Annotated in this window: 22 protein-coding genes; 14 read left to right on the top strand and 8 right to left on the bottom strand. The window is 61.4% G+C overall.

What is annotated here, in order from left to right:
• Positions 1–65 precede the first annotated feature (65 nt).
• Positions 66–1,166: an NAD(P)/FAD-dependent oxidoreductase gene (locus L1071_RS12090; protein ID WP_246975196.1), complete on the top strand. Its 1,101-nt coding sequence runs from the start codon at positions 66–68 to the stop codon at positions 1,164–1,166.
• A gap of 109 nt (positions 1,167–1,275) precedes the next feature.
• Here the strand turns inward: L1071_RS12090 and fliE are convergent, their stop codons facing one another.
• Positions 1,276–1,599, bottom strand: a complete 324-nt coding sequence (gene fliE, locus L1071_RS12085) for a flagellar hook-basal body complex protein FliE (RefSeq protein ID WP_246975194.1) — start codon at positions 1,597–1,599, stop codon at positions 1,276–1,278.
• Between the two features lie 281 nt (positions 1,600–1,880).
• On the opposite strand from fliE, the gene fliF reads away from it, so the two are divergent.
• The 13 genes from fliF (at position 1,881) to fliR (ending at position 13,413) form a co-directional block, all read left to right on the top strand.
• Positions 1,881–3,704 carry a flagellar basal-body MS-ring/collar protein FliF gene (fliF, locus tag L1071_RS12080; RefSeq protein ID WP_246975192.1) on the top strand — a complete coding sequence of 608 codons (1,824 nt, stop codon included), beginning with the start codon at positions 1,881–1,883 and terminating at the stop codon, positions 3,702–3,704.
• Entirely contained in the window at positions 3,697–4,692 is a 996-nt protein-coding gene (gene fliG, locus L1071_RS12075; RefSeq protein ID WP_246975190.1) for a flagellar motor switch protein FliG, read from the top strand. The genes fliF and fliG overlap by 8 nt, the downstream gene beginning before the upstream one ends.
• Complete coding sequence (locus L1071_RS12070) at positions 4,685–5,458, top strand: flagellar assembly protein FliH (protein WP_246975188.1); 774 nt, start codon at positions 4,685–4,687, stop codon at positions 5,456–5,458. The genes fliG and L1071_RS12070 overlap by 8 nt, the downstream gene beginning before the upstream one ends.
• Complete coding sequence (fliI, locus tag L1071_RS12065) at positions 5,451–6,857, top strand: flagellar protein export ATPase FliI (RefSeq protein ID WP_246975186.1); 1,407 nt, start codon at positions 5,451–5,453, stop codon at positions 6,855–6,857. Before L1071_RS12070 ends, fliI begins: the two co-directional genes overlap by 8 nt.
• Before the next feature lie 34 nt (positions 6,858–6,891).
• A complete protein-coding gene (gene fliJ, locus L1071_RS12060) occupies positions 6,892–7,389 on the top strand; it encodes a flagellar export protein FliJ (protein ID WP_246975184.1) in 498 nt (165 codons plus the stop codon).
• Positions 7,390–7,401: 12 nt separating this feature from the next.
• Positions 7,402–8,808 carry a flagellar hook-length control protein FliK gene (locus tag L1071_RS12055; protein ID WP_246975182.1) on the top strand — a complete coding sequence of 469 codons (1,407 nt, stop codon included), beginning with the start codon at positions 7,402–7,404 and terminating at the stop codon, positions 8,806–8,808.
• Positions 8,809–8,964: 156 nt separating this feature from the next.
• Complete coding sequence (gene fliL, locus L1071_RS12050; RefSeq protein WP_246975180.1) at positions 8,965–9,438, top strand: flagellar basal body-associated protein FliL; 474 nt, start codon at positions 8,965–8,967, stop codon at positions 9,436–9,438.
• Between the two features lie 6 nt (positions 9,439–9,444).
• Positions 9,445–10,461, top strand: coding sequence for a flagellar motor switch protein FliM (fliM, locus tag L1071_RS12045; protein WP_246975178.1), 1,017 nt, complete (start codon positions 9,445–9,447; stop codon positions 10,459–10,461).
• Positions 10,454–11,032, top strand: coding sequence for a flagellar motor switch protein FliN (gene fliN, locus L1071_RS12040; protein WP_246975176.1), 579 nt, complete (start codon positions 10,454–10,456; stop codon positions 11,030–11,032). The genes fliM and fliN overlap by 8 nt, the downstream gene beginning before the upstream one ends.
• Positions 11,029–11,505, top strand: a complete 477-nt coding sequence (gene fliO / locus L1071_RS12035) for a flagellar biosynthetic protein FliO (RefSeq protein ID WP_246975174.1) — start codon at positions 11,029–11,031, stop codon at positions 11,503–11,505. The genes fliN and fliO overlap by 4 nt, the downstream gene beginning before the upstream one ends.
• A gap of 38 nt (positions 11,506–11,543) precedes the next feature.
• Positions 11,544–12,278, top strand: a complete 735-nt coding sequence (gene fliP / locus L1071_RS12030) for a flagellar type III secretion system pore protein FliP (protein WP_246975424.1) — start codon at positions 11,544–11,546, stop codon at positions 12,276–12,278.
• 73 nt (positions 12,279–12,351) lie between these two features.
• Entirely contained in the window at positions 12,352–12,621 is a 270-nt protein-coding gene (gene fliQ, locus L1071_RS12025; RefSeq protein ID WP_246975172.1) for a flagellar biosynthesis protein FliQ, read from the top strand.
• Between the two features lie 6 nt (positions 12,622–12,627).
• Positions 12,628–13,413, top strand: coding sequence for a flagellar biosynthetic protein FliR (fliR, locus tag L1071_RS12020; RefSeq protein WP_246975170.1), 786 nt, complete (start codon positions 12,628–12,630; stop codon positions 13,411–13,413).
• A 105-nt stretch (positions 13,414–13,518) separates the two neighbouring features.
• Here fliR and flgL read toward each other — a convergent pair whose 3' ends face one another.
• From flgL to L1071_RS11985, 7 genes are all read right to left on the bottom strand, one after another.
• Positions 13,519–14,754: a flagellar hook-associated protein FlgL gene (flgL, locus tag L1071_RS12015; RefSeq protein ID WP_246975168.1), complete on the bottom strand. Its 1,236-nt coding sequence runs from the start codon at positions 14,752–14,754 to the stop codon at positions 13,519–13,521.
• Between the two features lie 121 nt (positions 14,755–14,875).
• Positions 14,876–16,525 carry a flagellar hook-associated protein FlgK gene (gene flgK, locus L1071_RS12010; protein WP_246975166.1) on the bottom strand — a complete coding sequence of 550 codons (1,650 nt, stop codon included), beginning with the start codon at positions 16,523–16,525 and terminating at the stop codon, positions 14,876–14,878.
• A 119-nt stretch (positions 16,526–16,644) separates the two neighbouring features.
• The gene (gene flgJ, locus L1071_RS12005; protein WP_246975165.1) at positions 16,645–17,724 is read right to left on the bottom strand and encodes a flagellar assembly peptidoglycan hydrolase FlgJ; all 1,080 of its coding nucleotides are present in this window, start codon (positions 17,722–17,724) and stop codon (positions 16,645–16,647) included.
• Positions 17,724–18,833 (bottom strand): flagellar basal body P-ring protein FlgI, encoded by a 1,110-nt coding sequence (locus tag L1071_RS12000; RefSeq protein WP_281504565.1) that lies wholly within the window; start codon positions 18,831–18,833, stop codon positions 17,724–17,726. The genes flgJ and L1071_RS12000 overlap by 1 nt, the downstream gene beginning before the upstream one ends.
• A 34-nt stretch (positions 18,834–18,867) precedes the next feature.
• Positions 18,868–19,554, bottom strand: a complete 687-nt coding sequence (locus L1071_RS11995) for a flagellar basal body L-ring protein FlgH (protein ID WP_246975420.1) — start codon at positions 19,552–19,554, stop codon at positions 18,868–18,870.
• A 50-nt stretch (positions 19,555–19,604) separates the two neighbouring features.
• A complete protein-coding gene (flgG, locus tag L1071_RS11990; RefSeq protein ID WP_246975163.1) occupies positions 19,605–20,387 on the bottom strand; it encodes a flagellar basal-body rod protein FlgG in 783 nt (260 codons plus the stop codon).
• Positions 20,388–20,442: 55 nt separating this feature from the next.
• A complete protein-coding gene (locus L1071_RS11985) occupies positions 20,443–21,207 on the bottom strand; it encodes a flagellar basal body rod protein FlgF (protein ID WP_246975161.1) in 765 nt (254 codons plus the stop codon).
• Positions 21,208–21,230: the final 23 nt, after the last annotated feature.

Here is a 21,230-nt window from a genome sequence, read left to right as displayed (position 1 = left end):
AGTGAAATACATGGTCGCCGCAACGTGTCTCGCGACAACCGCCTGGCCCGAGGAAACACGCCTTCATGACGACGCACCTGGTGCTGGTGGGTGCCGGTCACGCGCACCTCCACTTGCTGAAACACGCGACCGCGTTACATCGCGCCGGCTATCGCATCACGCTCGTAGCCCCCTCGCGTTTCTGGTATTCAGGTATGGCCGCACGACTGCTCGGCGGTGCACCACGCGATGCCTGCAGCCTCGACGTCGCTGCCCTCGCCGCACGTCATGGCATCGAGCATGTCACGGCGCCCTTCGTGGCACTCGACGTGCACGCCAAACATGTCTTTCTGGCCGACGGACATCACATCGCCTTCGACGTACTCTCACTCAATGTGGGCAGCGACGTCGTTCCGCCAACCCCGAGCGGCGCGACCGTGCCCAGCTGGGGAAACGCACGCTACTGGCACGTCAAGCCCATCGAGCGCCTCGACGCGCTGCACCAGCATGTGCTCGATGCCGCACGGCAACGCCAGGCTTTGCATATGGTCGTGGTCGGCGGCGGGCCTTCCGGCGTGGAAATGGCTGCCAATCTGGCAGGACTAAGTCAGCATTTCGGGGCAACCAACGAGATTCGGCTTGTCACGCGCCACGCACGCCTCTTGCCTGCCGCACCGGACGCCGCGTCCCGCTGGGCCAGCCGTCAACTCGCGCGCCTGGGCGTCGACTGGTACCCCAACGTCGCGCTAGACGGCGGCGCCGGGTGGCTCGATACCCTCGATGTCTCGCCCGATGACATCATCCTCGCCACGGGATTACGCCCCGCGTACTGCGTCGCCGACCTGCCACTGGCACTCGACGACAACGGCATCCGCATTAAATCGACACTACAAAGCGAGGAACACGCGACGATCTTCGCCGTCGGCGACTGCGCCTCGCTGATCGATCACGACCTTCCCAAACGCGGCATTGAAGGCGTGCGCCAAGGCCCTGTACTGCTGCAGAACCTAATTGCTTTGCAGAATGGCACGCCGCTACGCGACTACCACCCACCGGCAACGGCACTGGCCATCGTGGACATGCATGACAAGGGATTGGCGCTTTACGGGGAACGCTGGCGAGGCGGTCGCCTGGCCTTGCGGCTCAAGCGCTATATCGATACGCGCTTCTTGCAGCGTTATCGATAAGTAGATGACGGCGTTACCAAAAAGAGAAGTGTCGGCTCACGAGATGAGCCAAGACACGGCGCACCGCCGGGGGTGACGGTGACTGGGCGACACGCTAGCGGCTAGCGCATCACACCTGCATATTCATAACATCTTTATAGGCAGTCACTACGCGGTTACGCACCTGCTTACCCATCTCGAAGGCGATGCTGGACTTCTGCATATCGACCATCACATCGTTGAGCTCAACGCCGGGGGCTCCCGCCTCAAAGGCTTCCGCCTGCGTATTGGCGCTCTGCTTTAAGCTATTGATGCGTGAAATCGCACTATGCAATTCGCCGGTAAAGCCACCGCTACCGACCGACGTATTGACCTGGGCTCCAGGCGTCTGTCCCGCCTGATTGGCCATGGACTGCATTTGCTGAAGCGCCTGGGAAATGGCCGGTGCACTCATGACTTTATCTCCGCCGATCGAACAGCTCTGGAATACGTTGATGCACCCTATCAGCAACCTGACCTGCGTCATATCCGCAATTGGGACCTAAAACATCGGCTTTTCCACCCTTTAGGGTTTTCTTAGCTCCACATAATGGCCGTCATCATACATATCCCTCGTGACGGTATCGATTGCACCACCACGAGGCGTCAAACGATGCGCCGAATTTTGGAGTTAGACACCCCCATGCTTGCCGCTGGACAGTTTCAGTGCCTACCCCGGCGTTGCCGGAGGATGACATGAGCACAGCAGCATCCTCCTCGACCGAGGCCAACCAAGATACGTCAGGACAACGCCAAGGCAACGCCGCCACTGGCAACGCTCAATCGTTTGTCGACCGACTGCGCAGTAACCCGCGCGTACCGCTGATCATTGCCGCCGCCGCGTGCGTCGCGGTCATCGCCGCGCTTTTAATGTGGGCAAGTTCCCCCGATTACCGCGTGCTTTATTCGACGCTCACCCAGGAAGATGGCGGCAAGATCGTTGCCGAGCTCGACACCATGGGCGTGCCCTACGAGTTCAGCGAAAACGGCCAAGCACTGCTGGTGCCCGCCGACCGGGTCAACAAGCTGCGCATGCAGCTCGCCGAACAGGGCCTACCGGAAGCCTCCGGCGTGGGCTACGAATTGATGGACGAGCAGTCGTTCGGCATCAGCCAGTTCGCCGAGCACGTCAATTACCAACGCGCCCTCGAAGGCGAGCTTTCGCGCACCATCGAGGATCTTGGCCCGGTCTCCCATGCGCGCGTTCATCTCGCCATGGCCAAGCCTTCGGTATTCGTGCGCGAAAGCGAGCCCGCCAGTGCCTCCGTCATGATTGATCTCCAACGTGGGCGCGTACTTGGGGAGGGCCAGGTCCAGGCGATCATGCATCTGGTGTCGAGCAGCGTTTCCGAGCTGGCGAACGATGATATTTCCATCGTCGATCAAGCAGGTCGCCTGCTCTCCCCTGCCAGCGATGGCAACGACGCACTTAGCGGCACACAACTGGATTACGTATCCCGCGTCGAGCGCAACTATGCCGAACGCATCGAGTCGATCCTGGCGCCCATCGTCGGTGCGCGTAACGTCAAGGCTGAGGTCTCCGCTCAGCTCGACTTTTCCAAGCGCGAAGGCACCAGCGAAACCTACTCTCCCAACCAGCCGCCCAATGAAGCCGCCGTGCGCAGCGAGCAAGCGAGCATCACCTACAGCGGCGATGCTGACCTGGCCATGGGGATCCCCGGCGCGTTGAGCAATCAACCTCCCGGTACCGCGGCGTCCCCCATCAATGCGCCGCAGGAAGACGATGATGGCGAAGGCGACGACGCACAAGGCGACGACGCACAAGACGACGACGCTCAAGCCGAGGGTGACGAAGACGTCGCAGCTCAGGAAAACGCCGCCCTTGGACGCACCAGCCGCGACAACACCATCAATTACGAGGTCGATCATCAGGTCGAGCACGTTCAGCACCAGACCGGTGCCATCGAGCGCCTCAATGCCGCCATCGTGGTCAATTACCGCGACGGCGTCGACGAAGACGGCAACCCGACGCAAGTGCCCTTGGATGATGACGAGATCGCCAGCATCCGCAGCCTCGTGCAGCAGGCCATGGGCTTCTCGGCAGCACGTGGCGATCAGCTCGAGGTCGTCAATTCGCCCTTCAACGACACCACCGAGGAACCGGTCGAGCCGCAGTGGTGGGAATCCCCGATGATGTGGTCGCTGGCCGCCACGCTGGGCAAATATCTGCTGATCGCGCTGGTCGCCCTGTTCTTGTGGTTCAAGGTGCTGCGCCCACTAGTTCAACGCCAGAGCGAGCGTCCCACCTTCGCGCCGGCCACGCCGAGCCCTGCCGGTGCAACCGCAGGTGCCAGTGCAGGCGGTGGTGCCAACGCCTACGCGACGACTCAAGCCGAAACAGCCGGCACCGAGGAAGAACCGCCGGCGCCGCCACAAAAGCGGCGTGAACGGCGCTCAGCCAGCTATGAGCAAAACCTCCGTGACGTACGTGAGATCGCTCAGGAAGACCCGCGTCTCGTCGCCATGATCGTCAGAGGGTGGATGGGTTCCCATGAGTAAGATGAGTGGCGCTCGCCGAAGCGCAATCCTGCTGCTCTCGTTGGACGAGGACAGCGCTGCCGAGGTATTCAAGTACTTGAGCAACAAGGAGGTCCAGGAAATCAGCCTGGAAATGGCCTCCTTGAGCCAGATCTCGCACGAGGAGATGGAAGAAGCGCTGAGCGAGTTCCACGATGAAGTGGAGCAGTTCTCCGCCGTCAACCTGCACAGTAGCGAGCACATACGCACCGTGCTCACCAAGGCGCTGGGCAGCGAGCGCGCCAACAGCCTGATCGAGGACATCCTCGAGACGACCGGCTCCGCCTCGGGCATCGACGCGCTGAACTTGATGGAAAGCACCACCGTCTCCGAGCTGATCCGCGACGAGCATCCGCAGATCATCGCCACCATCGTCATCCATCTGGATCGCAATCTGGCCGCCGATGTACTCGAGCAGCTCGACGAGAAGCTGCGCAACGACGTCGTGCTGCGTATTGCGACCTTCAGCGGCGTTCAGCCGGCGGCATTGCAGGAACTCACCGAAGTGCTCGGCAGCATGCTCGACGGCCAGAACGTCAAGCGCAGCAAGATGGGCGGCGTGAGAACGGCGGCCGAGATCCTCAACCTGATGAACTCGTCGCAGGAAGAAGTCGTCATCGACGCCGTCCGGGCGCACAACGACGACCTCGCGCAGCGCATCATCGACGAGATGTTCCTGTTCGAGAACATCCTCGACATCGACGACCGTGGCATCCAGCTCATCCTCAAGGAAGTCGACACCAACTCGCTGGTGGTGGCTCTCAAGGGTGCTCAGGAAGCGCTGGTCGACAAGATCACCCAGAACATGTCGCAACGCGCGGCCACGCTGATGCGCGAAGACCTCGAGGCACGCGGCCCGGTACGCGTTTCCCAGGTCGAGACCGAGCAGAAAGCGATCCTGCAGGTGGTACGGCGCCTGGCCGACAACGGCGAAATAGTACTCAGCGGAGGGGACGACAGTTATGTCTGACAAGCCGCTATCCGACGACGTCATTCATACGCCGGACGACCAACGCTGGCGCCCCTGGCGCATGGAAGAGCTGCCACGTGACGCTGGCAAGGGCGGCGATCAAATCGACCGTGCGCAACGCTTCGAACAACGCCGGCGACAGCAGCGTCAGCGCCTCATCGAAGAGCGTGAGGCGCTGCACGACAAGACCCGCGAGAGCGCCTATCGCGAAGGCTATGATGCCGGCTTCGAAGAAGGTCGTCAGGCCGGTTACGAACAAGGCCTCCAAGAAGGCCGCGAAGCCGGCGAACAGGAAGCCAAACGCCAGCTCGACGCCGCCCTCGCGCCACTCGGGCAACTGGCCGGCGAGTTCCGCGCCGCACTGAATACGATCGACACCCAGGTCACCGACCAACTCGTCGAGTTGGCCATGCTGACCGGCAAGCACCTCGCCGATGAAGCACTCGACGCCACACCCGAGCATGTCGTGACGCTCGTCCGTCAACTACTCCACGAAGAGCCCGTGCTCGACGGCCCCTGCCAAGTGTGGCTGCACCCCGACGACTTGGCCCTGGTCAACGAGCATGTGGGCAACGAGCTCGAAACGGCCCAATGGACGCTACATGAAGACGCCTCGCTGCAACGCGGCGGTTGTCGTGCCGAGAGTGCCACCGGCGGACTCGACGCCACGCTCGAGACCCGCTGGCAGGCCGCGTTGAACCAGCGTCGTCAGCGCCACGTCGCGCCCTCCCCGGCAACGGGCCAGCAGGAGGCCGGTGATGACTGAAACGCACCTTGCCGACGCACATAACGTGACCTCTCATGGCGCCCATTGGCAGCGTGCCTTGGGCAAGGTCACGCAGCGTATCGAGGGGCTGGATTCACGCCGCCCCCACGGCAAGGTCGTGCGTGCCACCGGCCTGGTGCTCGAAGCAACCGGCCTGCGCCTGCCCCTGGGCAGCGCCTGCCTGGTGGAGCTCGCCCGGCATGGGCATACCGACTATGCCGAAGCCGAAGTGGTCGGCTTTGCCGGGGATCGACTATTCCTCATGCCGCTTGGTGACACTCAGGGTCTGGTGCCGGGGGCGCGCGTGCTGATGCTCGGCAGCAACCAGCGCGATGCCGCCAGCGCACGCCGTTTTCCTCTCGGCGATGCACTCCTCGGGCGCGTGCTGGACGGCAACGGCCGCGCGCTGGACGGCAAAGGCTCGCTGGAACACGCCCCCCATGCGCCCCTGAGCACGCCGCCCATCAACCCACTCGACCGCGCCCCCATCGAGTCCGTCATCGATGTCGGCATTCGCGCCATCAACGGCTTGTTGAGCGTCGGCCGTGGGCAACGCATGGGGCTTTTCGCCGGCTCAGGGGTCGGCAAGAGTGTCTTGCTGGGCATGATGTCACGCTACACCCAGGCCGATGTCATCGTCGTCGGCTTGATCGGCGAGCGTGGCCGCGAGGTCAAGGACTTCATCGAGAATATCCTCGGTGCCGAGGGGCGCGAGCGCGCCGTGGTCGTCGCCGCACCCGCCGATGTCTCGCCGTTGCAGCGTCTGCAAGGTGCCGCTTACGCCACGCGCATCGCCGAAGGCTTTCGCGACGAGGGGCGTAATGTCCTGTTGATCATGGACTCCCTGACACGCTACGCCATGGCCATGCGCGAGATCGCCCTGGCCGTCGGCGAGCCACCCGCGACCAAGGGCTATCCGCCGTCCGTCTTCGCACGCCTGCCAGGGCTCGTCGAACGCGCCGGTAACGGCAAACCCGGCGGCGGCTCGATCACCGCCTTCTATACCGTGCTGACCGAGGGCGACGACCAGCAGGACCCCATCGCCGATGCCGCACGCGCCATCCTCGATGGCCACGTCGTGCTTTCGCGGGACTTGGCAGAAAGCGGGCACTACCCCGCCATCGATATCGAAGCGTCGATCAGCCGCGCGATGACCGAGATCACCGAGGGCGCCCACCAGCGCCGGGCACAACGCTTCAAGCAGCTTTTTTCGCGTTATCAACGCAATCGTGACCTGATCAGCGTCGGCGCTTACGCCGCGGGGCACGACCCACAGCTCGACCGTGCCGTCGCTCTTTATCCGCGTCTCGAGGGTTTCCTCCAGCAGGGAATCAACGAACAGGCCGATGTCACCAAGACCCTGGACACTTTGGCATCGCTATTTCCGGAGACGCGCTGATGCCATTCACTCTGCACTGCGGTAAGGAGTTCTCATGAACGCACGCTCACCGCTCACCACACTCAAGGAACTGGCGCAGGAAACCTGCGACCAGGCGGCGCAGTCGGTGGGACATTCCCGCCGCAGCCTGCAGGAAACGCAGCAGCGCCTGGACCAGCTCTTGAACTATCGGCACGAGTACCGTCAGCGCCTCGACTCAAGCATGGAAAAGGGCATCGAGCCTGCCAACTGGCACAATTACCAACAATTTCTGGCCTCCCTCGATCAGGCCATCGCCAGTCAGCGCAAGGTGCTCAACGACCAGCAACGCCAGCTCGATCGCCAGCAACAAGCGTGGCAAGGCGAGCGGCGCAAGCTCAATACTTACGATACGCTGGTGTCACGCCGCGAACAGACCGAGCAGAAACGCGCCACGCGGCGTGAGCAGCAGCTCTTCGATGAGATGTCGGCGCGTATGTCGCGCCAGCAAGAAAACGACCGTGGTCTCGATATCACCTCGACGGACACTACACATTCCAATAACCGCTTTTGACGAGGCATGCTTATGGATATTGCCCTGCTCACCAACCTTCAAGGCAGTCATCAAGCCTCCGCGACCAGCCTCGGCAACGCGGGCGAGACGCGTGGCGGCAGAAATATCGACGACAGCGCTTCGCCGTTCGCAAGCCTTTTGGGCAAGGCACGCAGCGGCTCGGACGCCAAGGGCGATCCCAGCACCGCCTTGCTGTCCCAGGACACTCCGAGCCAGGACGGTAGCGGTCTCGTCGCGGCGCTCAACGAGCTGATGCAAGACAGCGATGACGCCAAACTGCTCAGCGACTGGCTCGAAAGCGGCGACGCTAGCCAGCTCGACGCCCTCACTCAACGCCTGGCGGACATACAACAAGCGATGGGCGGTGATGCGTCACAAGGCGATTCGGACCTCTCCGCCGACGCGCTGGCGACGTTACTCGCCGCGCAGTTGCCGACGAACGCCGCAGCCAATGCGACTGGCACTGCCCAAGGCAGCGCCGGCGCGCTTGCCAGTCAGAGTGGCGACCTTTCGCTCAATGACATTCAGCAGCGCATGCTGCTGATCCAGCAGTCCTCAGGCGGTATGCAGTCCTCCAGCGGTATGCGGGACGGCGCCGGCGATGCCCTATCGCGGCAGGATTTCATGGCCCAGCTGACCAACGCCGCCTCGAATACAGGTAAAGGCCAAGACACACAGTCCCTCGCCCAACTGATGCAGAATGCACAGAGCGCCACGGGGCAGTCGTCACAAGGTAATGGCCAAATCTCCCCGACAGCGGCCTTCGGCGCCACGCTGGTACAACAACAGGCCCAAGCCGTCGCCAATGCACAGCGTGGCGACACGCTGACCGGTCAGCAGGGCCTGGAGCGCCAAGGCAGCGATGCATCGCTGTTCACCAACCTGGGCCACAATGCCGCTTCGGGTAACGCCACCGCCGGCGCCGGCGCCAGTGCTGCGGCCAGCGCCGCTGGCGCATCCGCCACCGCGACACTCACGCCTCAGGTCGGCATGGCCGAATGGGGACAGTCGCTGGGACAGCAAGTCGTACGCATGGCACAGCGCGGCGACCAGCAAGTCGAATTGCGGCTGCACCCCGCTGAACTGGGGCCGATGAGCGTGTCGCTCAAGATGAACGATCAGCAGCAAGCCAACCTGCAGTTCTTCTCGCCGCATGGCGCCGTGCGCCACGCGCTGGAAGCGGCCATTCCACAGCTGCGCGAGGCCCTGGCCGATAGCGGCATCGCCCTCGGCGAGACCTCCGTCGGTGAGCAAGATCAGTTCCAGCAGCAATCCGGCGAGCAACAGGGTCAACCCGGCTCTCGCAGTGACGCTCAGGGTGGAATGTTCACTGCCGGTGATGCGGACGCTGACATGCCGAGCCTGACCGAGACGCCACTGCAATATGTCGCATCTTCGGGCATTAGTCTTTATGCCTGAGCCTCGCTGCCGATAACACATGAGAGGCGCCCAATAATGGGCGTTTCGGCAAAGCCCGAAGTGGCGTGCCTGAAGCTTTCTATTCGAGCAATCGAATGGCGCTTTCTATCGCCATACTCGGCCCACTCATCTACGTCGAAGCGAATGACATAAACGATGGCCAAACCCAACAAACGCGGCAAGTCTCTATGGCTGATAGGACTGCTGATCATCCTGTTCTCGGTCGGCAGCTCCATTGGCGTCTACCTGCTCATGGACTCGCAGCAGGAGGCATCGGCCAACGAGGAGCAAAGCGAACCCGAGGAGGCGCCAACGCCGATTTTCGTCACGATTGAGCCGTTCACGGTCAACTTGCAGGACGACGAATACAGCGAACGCCTGCTCTATGTCGGGCTTTCCTTGAAGGTCGGTGACGACAAGACGAAAGAAGTCCTGAAGCAATACATGCCGGAGGTACGCAGTCGCTTGCTGATGCTGCTTTCCAGCCAGGAAGCCGGTGCTCTCGTCAAGCCCGAGGGCAAGCAGCGCCTTGCCGATCAGATTCTGACGCTGTTCGACGAACCGTTGGCCGAGCCGCAGCCGCCTCTGGACGTCACCGGCGTGCTATTTTCCGAATTCATTGTGCAATAAGACGACATGTCCCAAGACGATCTGCTCTCGCAGGAAGAGATCGACGCGCTCCTAAAGGGCGTGAGCGGTGACGAAGATAGCGCGAAGGAAGACGATACTTCGCGCAAGGGGAAGGTGCGTCCGTTCGATCCCGCCAAGCAGCATCGCATCATACGCGAGCGGCTCCATGCGCTGGACATCATCAACGAACGCTTCGCCCGCCAGTTCCGCGTGGCGCTTTTCAACCTGATGCGGCGTAGCGCCGACATCACGGTTGAGAGCGTTCGCTATCAAAGCTATAGCGAGTTCTCGCGCAACCTGCCGGTGCCCACCAACCTCAACCTGATCACCATGAAACCGTTGCGTGGCTCGGCGCTGGTGGTATTTCCGCCCAGCCTGGTCTTCATGGTAGTCGACAACTTGTTCGGCGGCGACGGGCGCTTCCTCACCAAGTCCGAGGGGCGGGAGTTCACGCGTACCGAACAGCGCATCATCCACCGTATGCTAAAGCTGGCGCTGGATGGCTACAGCGAATCGTGGAAATCGGTCTATCCCCTGGATATCGAATATACGCGCTCGGAACTGCAGGTGAAGTTCGCCAACATCACCAACTCGCCCAACGAGATCGTCGTCAACACCACCTTCCACGTTGAGGTCGGCAATCTTTCCAGCGAGTTCAATATCTGCATTCCCTACTCGATGATCGAGCCGATCCGCGACACGCTTGCCAGCCCGCTGCACGACACGCATCCCGACGAGGAGCAGCAGTGGGAGGCGCGCATGGCTCAAGAGATCCGCCACTCGGACGTGGAGTTGACCGCTGGTTTCGTCGACATTCCCTTGCGTCTGCGGGATGTCACCCAGCTGTCGGTGGGCGACATCATCCCCATCGAATTACCCGAGACGGTGAGTGTCAACGTCGATGGCATTCCCGTGATGACATGCGATTACGGCAGCCAGAAATTCCAACGCGCGTTGCGCGTCCGGCACCTCATCGAACACGGCTCGAGCCAAGTTGCAGCGAAGGATCCGAAAGATGACTGATTCCAAGAACCCCGATCAGAAAGGCACCGAGGACGAGTGGGCCGAGGCCATGGCAGAGCAAGATGCGTCCAAGGACCGCGACGCGTCCGAAGATACCGACGCGATCGAGGACACCAGTGCGTCCAAGGACGCCGATGAAAGCACTGCCGACGCGGAAGAAGACCTGTGGGCAGCAGCAATGGCCGAGCAGCAGTCGACCGAGGAAGAAGCAAGCGTCGCAGACGCGTCGGACGAAAGCGCATCACGGGCGCAAAACGCCGACCACGAAGTGTTCAAGCAGCTCGACGAGGGCGCCGCCGGCACGACGCCGCGCGATCTCGAGCTGATCATGGATATCCCGGTCAAACTCAGCGTTGAACTGGGGCGCACACGCATCACCATCAAGCAGCTACTCGAGCTCGCCCAAGGCTCGGTGATCGAACTGGATGGCCTGGCCGGCGAACCCATGGATATTCTCATCAACGGCTACCTGATAGCGCAGGGAGAAGTCGTGGTTGTGGATGACAAGTACGGCATCCGCATCACCGAGATCATCACTCCCTCGGAACGCGTCAAAAAGCTGAATAAATGAGTGTCGCCGACAGCGCACGCGAGGCGGCCGTCTCGCTCGACAGTGGCGGTGACGCCGCCATAGGGATGGCTTGGGTAGGCAAGACCACCCTCTCCCTGGCGTTGATCGTCGCCATTATATTGCTGTGTGCCTGGCTACTGCGCCGACTGACACCGGGACGCCTGCGCGCGTCCCAGCACGTCAAGGTGGTGTCCAACACCGCCATCGGCCAACGCGAGCGCGTGACCGTCGTCGAGATCGACGGACGCTGGCTGGTTCTCGGCGTCGGCGGCAACCAGGTCACCCTGCTCAAGGATATGCCGGCCGCCGAGGCCAGCGACGCACCGACGACAGAGTCCCCGGCCCCGCTTAGCGGCAGCTTCGCCCAGCGCTTTCGCCAAGCGCTGGCGCAGAATATGGGGCGTAAATCGTCGGCCCCGTCTACCTCGCGATCTCAGGACGGCGCGACCGAGGACAAGGAAGCCAATCGATGAACGCCGCCGCCATCCTCAATCGGATAGACGTCGCCGTCATGCTGCGTCGTGGACTGGCACTGCTGTTGCTAGCCTGGCCCGCGCTGGGCTGGGGGCAGGAAATCCCCGGCATTGTCACCGAGCCCACCGGCGATGGCGGTCAGCAATGGTCGTTGAGCCTGCAGACGCTGCTGTTTCTCAGCTCGCTGGCCTTCTTGCCCGCACTGCTCCTGGGCATGACCTGCTTTACTCGCATCATCATCGTGTTGAGCTTGCTGCGCACGGCCATCGGCACCCAGTCGACGCCGCCCAACCAAGTATTGCTGGGCTTGGCATTATTCATGACGTTTTTCATCATGTCGCCGGTGATAGACCGCGTGCATGAGCAAGCGTGGGTGCCTTTCTCCGAGGATCAGATCAGCCTCGAGCAAGCCATGCAGCAAGGCAGCCAACCTTTTCGCGAGTTCATGTTCGCCCAGACGCGCGAAACCGACCTGGCACTCTTCGCGCGCATGGCAGACGCCGATGAAATGCAGGGCCCCGAAGACGTCCCGATGCGCCTGCTGGTCCCCGCGTTCATGACCAGTGAGCTCAAGACCGCGTTCCAGATCGGCTTCAGTATCTTCATTCCGTTTCTGATCATCGATCTGGTGGTCGCCAGTGTGTTGATGGCACTAGGGATGATGATGGTGCCACCGGCGACGATTTCCCTACCCTTCAAGCTCATGCTATTCGTGCTCGTCGACGGCTGGAATTTGCTCATCGGCTCGCTAGCCGAAAGCTTCTATATGTAAGGCCAATATAGAAAGACCCGGCATGAGCGCCCACCGACGACGCCCCTGCCACCGAGATTGAGGAGACGCTGCCATGACACCCGAAATGGTCATGGGGCTGGCGTATCAGGGCATGAAAGTCACGCTGATGCTCGCCGGCCCCCTACTGATGACGGCCTTGCTGATCGGCCTGCTGGTCAGCTTGTTTCAAGCGGCCACGCAGATCAACGAAATGACGTTGACCTTCATCCCCAAGATACTGGGCGTTTTCGGCGCCTTGGTCGTGGCAGGTCCGTGGCTGATCCAAGTCATTGTCGACTTTACGCGTGAGCTGTTTCAGAACCTGCCCACGATGGTCAGCTAGGCATCCATGGTTGAGGTAACGTTCGACCAATTGCATGGGTGGCTGACGCTATTCTTTTGGCCGTTCGTGCGCATCCTGGCTTTCCTCGCGGCGACACCGATATGGAACCAGCACGGCGTACCGCGCCAGGTATCGATCATACTGGGAGCACTGCTGGCGGTGGTCATCGCACCGACGCTGCCGCCCATGCCCGACACGCCGATGTTCTCGGTGGCGGCGCTCGGCATTCTCATCCAGGAAATGCTGATCGGGATCGCCATGGGAATGGTCCTGCGCGTGACCATCGCGGTGGTGCAGGCCGCCGGCGAATTCATCGGCCTGCAAATGGGGCTGGCGTTTGCCACCTTCTTTACGCCGGGCGTGGGCAACAGCATGGTGCTGTCGCGCATTTTTCAAATGATCACCCTGCTCATGTTTCTGGCGCTCAACGGGCATTTGATGACTCTGGAGATACTCGCCAATTCCTTCCAGACCCTGCCGATCGGCGGCCCCAGAGTGGACGGCAGCGCCGGCGAACTCATCGCCTACTGGGGAGGAGAAATCTTCAAATCCGGCGTGCTGCTGGCATTGCCTTTGATCGTCTCGCTACTGATCATCAACCTGACGCTAGGTGTGCTCAACCGTGCCTCGCCGCAGTTGTCGATCTTCTCGATAGGCTTCCCCATGACCCTGACCACCGGCCTCGTGCTGCTGATGACGCTGATGCCGGACCTGCTGCGCTTTCTGGAGATCATCTTCAGCGACAGCCTGAATACCATGCAGGAGGTGGTGCAGCGCCTGGCAGGCGGCTAAGGGCTGTCTATCCAACTGAACGTAAAACGCCACGTCCGCAAGGACGTGGCGTTTTGCTTTCGCACACACTCTATGGCGCGCGGCGGGAGTCTACTCGAGCGCTGTCTAGTTGAGATACTGGAACAGGGACATCTGCTGAATATCGGCGAACGATTTCTGTGATGCCTGGAGCCCCACCTGACTGAGCATATAGTCGGAGATCGCCGAGTTGTAATCCAGATCGACCAGATCGGAGCGCGTCTGCTCGTAGGCAATCTCGCGGTTGCCGCCGACGTCGTCTAGGGCGTCCAGCTCGTTCATGCGCGCGCCGACCGAGGCCCGTGTGGTCAGCACGTTATCCAGCGAGGCATCCAGCTTGCGGTTCGCGGTAGACAAGGTGTTATCCAGCGCTGCCTGGTCGGCGTCGGTTTCGACGGGCTGACGCAGGGCATTGATGGTATCGCCGATGGTCTTGAACAGGCTGGCCTGCTCCTCATTCATATCGCCACCCGGCGTGACATTCAGGGTGTCACCGTCTGCCGGCTCGCCTTCCAGCGTCAGCGCCATGCCACCGAATTCGATGGTTTCACCTTCGGAGTAGGCCACATTGGTCTGATCGGCGTACTCAGCGCCGGAGCTCGCGATGTCGTAGGTGCCGTCTCCGTTGAAGGTGATATCGAAGGTCTCACCATAACCGTCGGCATCGGCATCGCGAACATCCGGACCCGAGAAGGTCATGCTTCCCGTATTGTCCTCACCGGCTTCGGCGATATATTCACTGCCCGACGAGAATTTCATGAACACGTCGGAGCCCGTATCGCTGGTGTTCATCGAGCGCTCGGCATCGACCTTCTGCTGCTTGACGCCCTGGTCGCCTTCATAACTGATGGTATCGACGCCACCATCGCCGGTATCGGTGCGCGAGAAGGCCTTGGCGTTGTCCTGATAACCGCTGAACAAGTAGGTGCCGTTACCATCGGTGGTATTACCCAGCCCGACCAGCGTTTCATAAGCACCCTCGAGATCGGACGCCAGTGACTCGCGGTCGGCATCGCTCAAGGTACCGTTACCGGCTTGCACGACCAGTGACTTGGCCGACCCGATAGCATCACTGACGCTGTTGAGGACGCTTTCTTCCTGGCCAAGAGAGTTACGCGCGGTCGTACGGCTGCTTTCTTGCTGCGCATTGACGGCCAAAGACTGCGATACACCCACCGCCCGCGAGGCGTCGCGCGGGTCATCGGACGGATTCACCACACGCTTACCGGAAGCGATCTGCTGACCGACCTCGGTGAAATCGGCCTGCTGGCGGTTCATCGCCGAAACGCCCTGCTCGTACATCGTCACGGTGCTGATACGCATTTTGCTTACCTCGTCACCACGCTGCGTTTACCCAGCGTCGTATTGTCTTCAGGAATCTTGTCCTCGATAGCCCTGCCTGCGCCAACCGTCATGGCATTACGGCAGCGCTCGGCCCACACCATCAGCGCAACTGCAGCACCGAATCGAGGACCTGGGACCCCACGTCGATGACCCGTGCATTGGCCTGGTAATACTGCTGATAACGGACCAGATTGGCGTATTCTTCATCCAGGTTCACGCCCGACTCGGACTGCTGATACTCGCGCAGTTGCTCGGTGAGCCCTGATTGCGCGTCCAGATTGACCTGCGTGATATTGGTGGTATTGCCCACGTTATTGACTAGGGAGGCGTAGGCGTCGCTGACTGACGATGTTCCGCCGACGATCTTCTCACTCTGCAAGTCGAGCAGCGCCAGGGCGTTTTCATTGTTGCCGCTACCGACGTCTCCGTTGCTATCGTCACCATCCGCACTACTCGAGGCGGCAATCTCCGCGCCCTCGCTGATCGCCACCTCGAAGTCCTGCGCGGCGGTGCGCGTGGGCTGCAGCATAAAGCTATCGCCTTCTTGGGCGTCGCCTGAGAACGTCAAGGAAACGCCATCCACCGACGCCTTACCGTCATCATCGGGGGTCAAGGTGGTAGTCTTGCCATCGGAGAGGCGCTCGGCCTCATATTCTCCGTCGCCTGTGGCGGTAATACGATAATCGCTCGAGGTCAGCTCGTTGACGTTGCCGTATTCGGCGGTGATCGCTCCATCACCGTCATTGTTGCTATTGCTCATCACGCGCGGCGAGCCAACATTGAAGAAGGCCTCACCCTCGTCACCGTTGAGATCGACGCCCTGCTCATGCACGGCGTTGAATTCCGAGCCCAGCACCGCCGTCATGCGGCCGAGCTGATTCTGCACGCTATCAAGCGTCTCGCTGCGAAACGACAGCAAACCGCCCAGTTCGCCGTTCTCGAAGGCGCCATCATCGATCTCGTTCAGATTCCCGCCGGCATCGCGATAGCCAATCACGGTACGCGATGGGTCTTCGCTGGAAGACACCGCCTCGAGGTCATAGCTATTCGTGCCCGAGACCAGCGGCTGGCCATTTTCCAGATTGATGTTGTAGGTATCGCCATCCTGAACGTTCAGGTCCGCGCCCACCAATCCATTGAGATCGGACACCAGCTTGTCGCGCTTGTCGAGCAGTGTGTTGGGTTCTTCACCACCGGATTTGGCACGCGCCTGGGTGATCTGGTCGTTAAGCGAGGCGATCTGCGTGGCGGTGTTGTTGATGTCCGTCACCGTCCCTTCGAGCTGACCGTTGAGGCTGCTGCGCATGTCGCCCAGGTAGGAATCGAACGAACGAAACTGCGCCGCCATGGACGACGCCGAGCCCAGCACCCCTTCGCGAGCGGCGGGATCAGAGGCCGCGCCGGAGAGATCATCCAGACTGGAGAAGAAATCCTGCATCAGAGACGCAAGCCCCGCGTCGCTATCGGCCAGCAAGTTATCGATCTGCGAGACCTGGCTCTGATAGCTTTCCAGAGCGCTTGTCTGGCTGTTGGCGTCGTTGTACTGCTCGGTGACGTAGCTGTTGAACTGGCGCTGCACCTCGTCGACCGAGACCCCGGTGCCCGAGGAGCCATTGCTGTAACTTTCCCCGAGGATCGGCAACTGGCGATTGTAGCCCTCGGTGTAGACGTTGCTCAGGTTGTTACTGGTCGTCGACAACGCTGTCTGGGCCGCACTGAGGCCACTCAGGCCGATCGAGAAAATGCTCATGACACGTTTTCCTGGCTAGGGGCACCGGACGCTAACGAGGATGGCCGGCACGACGAATAGTGATTACTTGTTGTATCGGCAAGACCGCGCACGACTTGAGGAAAAATCCGTACGAACGCTCAGAAAATGCCCGTGGGCATGCGCGACACGCCATAGGGATCGGTATTGTCAGCCTCTCCGCTCGTACCAGAGCGCTCGGCGGCACTGGCCAACGCCGGGCCGTTCGCGAGGCCGTCATCGATCTGCGCCATGACGTCGATCACCTTATCGGCGTAGTTCGGGTCAGTGGCATAGCCGCCGGACTGCAAGGCGCGCGCCGCATTCTCCGGTGTCGATGCGGTGACCACGCCCGCGTAACGCGGGTTGTTACCGATCAATTGGGCGTAGTCCTTGAAGGCGGCTTCGAAGGAGTCGTAGACACGGAACTCATCGCTTTGCTGGCGGGCACGTCCGTCGACATACTCCGTGGTCATGATGCTCGTGGCGTCCCCGTCCCAGCTATCGCTGGCCTTGATACCGAAGAGGTTATGGCTATTACCGCCATCGCGGGTGGGGATCTCGCGCTCGCCCCAGCCGGTTTCCAAGGCCGCTTGCGCCAGGATCAATGACGCGGGTACGCCGCTATCCTGAGCAGCCGCCTCAGCAGGCTCACGCAAGCGCGACACGAACTCTTCGACATGCGGCGCGGCACGTGTCTCGCGTGTGTCGGCCTCCGCCACCGATGGCCGTGTCTCGCGATTGTCCGCCGCGTCCGGCGTCGCCGAGCGTGCAGACGAGGCGTCGGATACCTGCGTCGCAGCGTCATCCTTGGGAACGACCGGATCGCTCAACACACGTGGCGTACCACGCGGTATACCGGCAATCAGATCGCTGCGCGTGACATCGTCATCGCGGCCGACGAGGCCCCTGCCCTGCAACTGCTCGACCAGCATGTCCGAGAGCCCAATGTCCCCCGAGAGCTTTTGTGCCCATTGCTTGTCGAGCATCGAGGTGTAGGTATCGGTCGCGTTGCTATTGAGCAGATCGGACTGCGGAATCGCGTCGCGCATGCTCTTGAGCATCATCTGCAGGAACACGGCCTCGAACTGATCCGCCGCCTGGGAAAGCCCCTTCTCGGGCGAATGACTCGCCGTGTGCTTGAGCCGCGACAACGACTGCACATCGAGGGCAAACTGATTGCTGAGACCGTCGACACTCATCAGATGATCTCCAGTTCCGCATTGAGCGCGCCTGCGGACTTCAACGCCTGCAGAATCGACATTAAATCCTGGGGTGAAGCGCCCAGCGCATTGAGTGCACTGACGACATCCATGAGATCGGCGCTGGTATTGACCATTTGCAGCGCCCCGCCTTCCTGCTGGATGGAAATATCTGCATCCGGCACCACCACGGTCTCGCCCTCGCCCAGAGGATTGGGCTGGCTGACCTGAGGAGTGGAATCGATGGTCACCGAGAGATTGCCGTGCGCCACCGCCGCGCGATCCAATGTCACCTCACGGTTGAGGACCACCGAACCGGTACGCGAATTGACGATGACCTTGGCCGGGCCTTCGTTGGGCGTGACGTCCAGGTTCTGGATACGCGCCATGAAATTGACCCGTGAGTTACTGTCACTGGGCGATTTCAGGCGAATCAAGCGACCGTCCACCGCGGCCGCCACGGGCGTACCGAAGTCATCGTTGATGGCCTCGACCACACGCTGTGCCGTAGTGAAGTCGGACTCATTCAGGTAAAGATCCAGCGTGCCGTCACCGCGACCCAAGCGCAGGGCCACTTCCTGCTCGACCGTGGCCCCACCGGGAATCCGCCCGGCCGCCGTGTGGTTGACCTGAACACTATTGCCGGCCTGCTGGGCACCCACGCCGCCGACCAGCAAGTTGCCTTGCGCCATCCCGTAGACGTTGCCATCCACCCCACGCAGCGGTGTCATCAGCAGCGTGCCACCACGCAAGCTATCGGCGTTACCCATCGAGGAAACGGTGATATCCATTTCCTGGCCCTGACGCGCGAATGCTGGCAACTGCGCCGTCACCATCACCGCCGCCACGTTACGCAACTGCATGTTGGTCCCTTCGGGGATGCTCACGCCCAACTGCGAGAGCATATTGATCAACGTCTGGCCCGTGAACGGCGTCTGCGTCGTCTGGTCACCCGTGCCGTCCAGCCCCACGACCAAACCGTAGCCCACCAACTGGTTCTCGCGGACCCCGGCGAAGCTCGCCAGGTCGCGAATCCGTTCGGCCTGCGCGGGGGCGGCGCAGAGGCCACACAACAACAGCACGCCCATCCACCGCAGCAAACTTCTCATGACGTATCTCATCCTCATCAGAAAGGCGCACTCATCAGAAAGGCGCAATGTTCAGCCAGAGACGCTGGAGCCAACCCATGTGCTGCGCCTCGTTGATGTAACCATCACCCACGTATTCGATACGCGCATCGGCCACCTGCCCCGAAGGCACAGTGTTCTGCGTCGTCACCGAACGTGGATCGACGACCCCGGAGAAGCGGATGTACTCGGTGCCCTGATTGATGGCGATACGCTTTTCCCCACGAATGCTGAGATTGCCGTTGGGCAGAATATCCACCACCGTCGCCGTCAGTGTGCCGGTGAACGTATTGCTGGCACTCGCGCCACCCGTGCCCTCGAAGTCGTTTTCGCCCGAGACATCCATACCGTAATCCTCGAGGAAGCTCATCAGGTCAGGGATCGTCTCCAGATCCAGCCCCATGCTGCCCTCGCGGTTGGCATTGGCCGAGGAGTCCTTGCTGGCGCTGACATCCTCATTGATCGTGATGGTGATGATGTCACCGATCTGACGCGGGCGCCGATCCTGGAAGAGCGGTTGGTAACCGTAGCGCGCCTGATAGATCGCGCCATTGGGCTGCGACATGGGCGCCTCGGGATAGGTCACCGGGCCGGCATCCGGCACCACCGACTCATGCGGCAACTGCGCGCAGCCGCTCATGATCAACAGCACCAACAGGCATAGCACGCGTGCCGAGAAACCCACCCCATCGCGGCCAGCCATGAATCCGCCCATCCCTTTTTTCACTTCCATTCCCTTCACGACGCGACTCCTCACAGCTGCGTCAGGCGCGACAGCATCTGATCGGAGGTTTCCACCGCCTTGCTGTTAATTTCGTAGGCACGCTGGGTCTCGATCATGCTGACCATCTCCTCCACCACATTGACGTTGGAGGTTTCGACGTAGCCTTGATACAGCCGCCCCGCACCTTCCATGCCGGGAATCAGATTATTGCGCGGTCCGGAGGCATCGGTTTCCTGATAAAGATTCTCGCCCATACTCTCCAAGCCGGCAGGGTTGATGAACTTGGAGACCATGAGCTGCCCGACTTCCTGCGTGGCGGTGTCACCGGGCTGGGTCACGGAGACCACCCCATCCTGGCCCACCGTCACCGACAGCGCGTTCTCGGGAATCACGATGGGCGGATCGAGCGGATACCCTCCTGCAGTGACCATCTGGCCGTTCTGGTCGATCTGGAAGCTACCGTCACGGGTATACGAGGTGCCACCATCGGGCATCTGAACCGCGAAGAAGCCGTCGCCATTGATGGCCAGATCCTTGGAGTTATCGGTGTTCTGCAAGCCGCCCTGGGTATGCAAGCGCTCGGTGGCGACCGGGCGCACCCCGGTGCCCACCTGCAAGCCGGAAGGCAATGTATCCACCGCCGTAGCCTGCGCGCCGGGCTGGCGCACGTTCTGGTAGAGCAGATCCTCGAATACCGGCCGCGAGCGTTTGAAACCATTGGTCGAAACGTTCGCCAGGTTGTTGGAAATGACGTCAAGCTTTACCTGTTGGGATTCAAGCCCCGTCTTGGCCGTCGACAGCGATCTAATCATGACTCTTACCTATTAGAGGGCACCGCGGAGCGATGCCGGAAATTCGTTGGCGCGATCAGGCTTGAATCGACAACAAGCTATTGGCGCGTTGCGCGTTCTGGTCGGCGCTTTCGATCACCTTCATCTGCATGTCGTAGCGACGCGCGCCGTCGATCATGGCAACCATGGCATCCGTGGCGCTGACGTTACTGCCTTCCAGCACACCGGATTGAAGGCGCGCATCCTCGTTCTGGGGTTGCGGTGGGGCTATCTCGGCATCCTCACCCGGCGGCAGGCGGAACCAACCATCGTCGCCACGCGTCAAGGCCTCTTGGTCCGGTGTCACAAGCTTCAAACGGCCCACCGGCGCGACCTCATCGGGATTGGCGCCGGCCTCGATGACACTGATCGAACCATCCGATCCAATCGAGAAATCCGCATCCGGTGGCACCATTACCGGCGCATTGTTGTCGCCCATGACCGGCTCGCCCTTGACGGTCAACATGCCATCCGCATTGACCTGCAAATCGCCACGCTTCGTATAGGCCTCGCCACCTTGCGGATCCTGAATGGCCAGGAAAGCATTCTCCTGCATGGCGACATCCAGGCGCCGCCCTGTCGCGTTCATGGTACCCGGCGAGAAGTCCGTGCCCGGCGTGGTCGCCGCTACCGTGGAACGTGTCTCCAGGCGGCCATCGCCTTCCACCGGCACCGCGCGCATCGCATCGAGCTCAGCGCGAAACCCCGGTGTCGAGACGTTGGAAAGATTGTGGCTGACCACCGCCTGCTGATTCATCGATTGGCTGGCGCCGCTACCGGCGGTATAGATGATCCGATCCATGCTGATCGTCCTGCTCGACTCAC

The sequence above is a fragment of the Chromohalobacter sarecensis genome, from assembly GCF_023061135.1.
Taxonomy (GTDB): Bacteria; Pseudomonadota; Gammaproteobacteria; order Pseudomonadales; family Halomonadaceae; genus Chromohalobacter; species Chromohalobacter sarecensis.
The sequence above is the reverse complement of the archived record's forward strand: the minus strand, read 5'-3'. Positions and strand labels throughout refer to the sequence as shown.